The organism is Thioalkalivibrio denitrificans (genome assembly GCF_002000365.1).
Classification (GTDB): Bacteria; Pseudomonadota; Gammaproteobacteria; order Ectothiorhodospirales; family Ectothiorhodospiraceae; genus Thioalkalivibrio_A; species Thioalkalivibrio_A denitrificans.
In genome coordinates this window covers 1-2515 of sequence record NZ_MVBK01000139.1, presented here as the reverse complement: position 1 = coordinate 2515, position 2515 = coordinate 1, and the positions used below count along the sequence as shown (strand labels likewise).

Annotated in this window: 1 protein-coding gene; it reads left to right on the top strand. The window is 67.5% G+C overall.

The features are described 5' to 3' along the window. Nucleotides 1–100: 100 nt before the first annotated feature. Nucleotides 101–2515, top strand: a 2415-nt coding sequence (locus tag B1C78_RS16550; protein WP_139349996.1) for a transglutaminase family protein, incomplete at its 3' end; no start/stop codon positions are given.

Here is a 2515-nt window from a genome sequence, read left to right as displayed (position 1 = left end):
TTTGCGTCTTTGCGAGAGAACATTTGCTTTTATCCTTGCTTCATCCCCTTCGTGCGTCTTCGCGTTGAGGCTTTATCAACAGTGATGACCAGGAGTGCCCATGGCCATACGCGTCGCGCTCAATCATCGGACGGTGTACCGCTTTGATCGCAGGGTGCGGGTTTCGCCGCATGTGATCAGGCTGCGGCCGGCGGTGCACACGCGCACGCCCATCGTGTCCTATTCGCTGGGCATACGGCCGGAGCAGCATTTCATCAACTGGCAGCAGGATCCGTTCGGCAATCTCCTTGCTCGGGCGGTGTTTCCCGAGGCGATGCGGGAGCTCTCGGTGACGGTGGACCTGGTGGCGGAGATGACCGTCATCAATCCCTTCGATTTCTTCGTGGAGAAGTACGCGGAGCATTTCCCCTTCGCGTATGACGGCATCCTCGCCAAGGAGCTCATTCCCTATCTGGAGATCACCGAGAGCGGACCCCTCCTGACCGAGTGGCTCGCACAGACGAGCAGGGAGCCGCGAGGCATCGTCGATTTCCTCGTGGACCTCAACCGCAGGCTGCAGCAGGACATCGCCTACAGCGTGCGCATGGAGCCGGGCGTGCAGACCTGCGAGGAAACCCTTGAGCGGGGCATCGGCTCCTGCCGGGATTCCGGATGGTTGCTGGTGCAGATCCTGCGACACCTGGGGCTCGCGGCGCGCTTTGTGTCCGGTTACCTGGTGCAACTCACGGCGGACGAGAAATCCCTGGACGGTCCTTCCGGCCCCGAGGCGGATTTCACGGATCTGCACGCCTGGGCCGAGGTGTTTGTGCCCGGTGCCGGCTGGATCGGGCTGGACCCCACCTCCGGGCTATTCGCGGGCGAGGGCCACATCCCGCTGGCCTGCACCCCGAGCCCCCTGAGCGCCGCGCCCATTACCGGCTACACCGAGGTGTGCGAGGTATCACTGGAGCACGAGAACCGGGTCCGCCGCATCCACGAGGACCCCCGGGTCACCAGGCCCTACAGCGACGACCAGTGGGCGGCCATCGATGCCCTGGGCCACAAGGTGGATCAGGATCTCCTGGACGGCGACGTGCGCCTGACCATGGGCGGTGAACCCACCTTCGTGTCCATCGACGACATGGAGGCCGCGGAGTGGAACACGCGGGCCGACGGCCCCCACAAGCGCAGGCTGGCCCGGGAACTGGCCGGCCGACTGCTGCGGCGCTTCGGTCCCGGGGGCATGTTTCACCATGGGCAGGGCAAGTGGTATCCGGGAGAGCCGCTGCCGCGCTGGTCACTGGGGTGTTTCTGGCGCAAGGACGGCGTGCCCGTATGGCGCGATCCCGCGTTCATGGCGGACATCAGCCGCGACTACGGTCACGGCCGAGACGAGGCCCTGGCGCTGGCCCGGGAAGTGGCACACCACCTGGGGATCCCCGACCGCTACCTGGTCCCCGCCTACGAGGACCCGCTCTACTACCTCTGGCGCGAGGGCAACGAACCCGTCAACCGGGATCCGCTGGAGGCCGACCTCAAGAGCCCCGCCGAGCGTCAGCGGCTCGCCCGCGTGCTGTCCAAGGGCCTGGACGAACCGGTGGGTTACGCGCTGCCGATCTCGTGGGACCACGAACTGGACCACTGGCGCAGCGGCCTGTGGGCGTTTCGCCGGGGTCGCCTGTTCCTGATCCCGGGCGATTCACCCATGGGCCTGCGCCTGCCGCTCGACAGCCTGCCCTGGAAGGCGTCCGCCGAGCGGGACGAGCCTCCCCCGCCCGACCTGTTCGAGCCGCGCCCGGAACTGGGTGATTACTACGGCGAGGTGGCGCGCCGCTACAGTGAGCGCGTGGCCCCGGAGGACCCGAGAAGCGACACCGGCCTCCAGCCCCAGGTCTCCGGTGACGATCCGGACGATACCCGCTGGACGGAGGTCCCCCACACCAGCCTGTGCGTGGAGGCCCGGGAAGGGCGCCTGCACGTGTTCCTCCCGCCGCTGAACTTCCTTGAACACTACCTGGAACTGGTCTCCGCCGTGGAGGCGGCGGCCTCCAGGCTGGGCCTGCCGGTGGTGCTGGAGGGATACGAGCCGCCCCGGGATCCGCGCATTGCGCGCCTGCTGGTCACACCCGACCCGGGGGTGATCGAGGTAAACATTCACCCAGCGGCCAACTGGGAGCAGTTGCGGGACAACACCGTGGCCCTCTACGAGGAGGCCCGCCAGTCCCGGCTCGGGACCGAGAAGTTCATGCTGGACGGCCGCCATACGGGCACCGGAGGCGGCAATCACGTGACCCTGGGCGGGGCGCTGCCTGCGGATAGCCCGCTGCTGCGCAGGCCCGACCTGCTGGGCTCGCTGGTGACCTTCTGGCAGCACCATCCTGGGCTGTCCTATCTCTTCTCCGGCATGTTCATCGGCCCCACCAGCCAGGCGCCGCGCATCGACGAGGCCCGCAACGAATCCCTCTACGAACTGGAGATCGCGCTGTCGCAGCTCCCGCAGGGAGAGGAGCCGCGCCCCTGGCTGGTGGGGCCGATG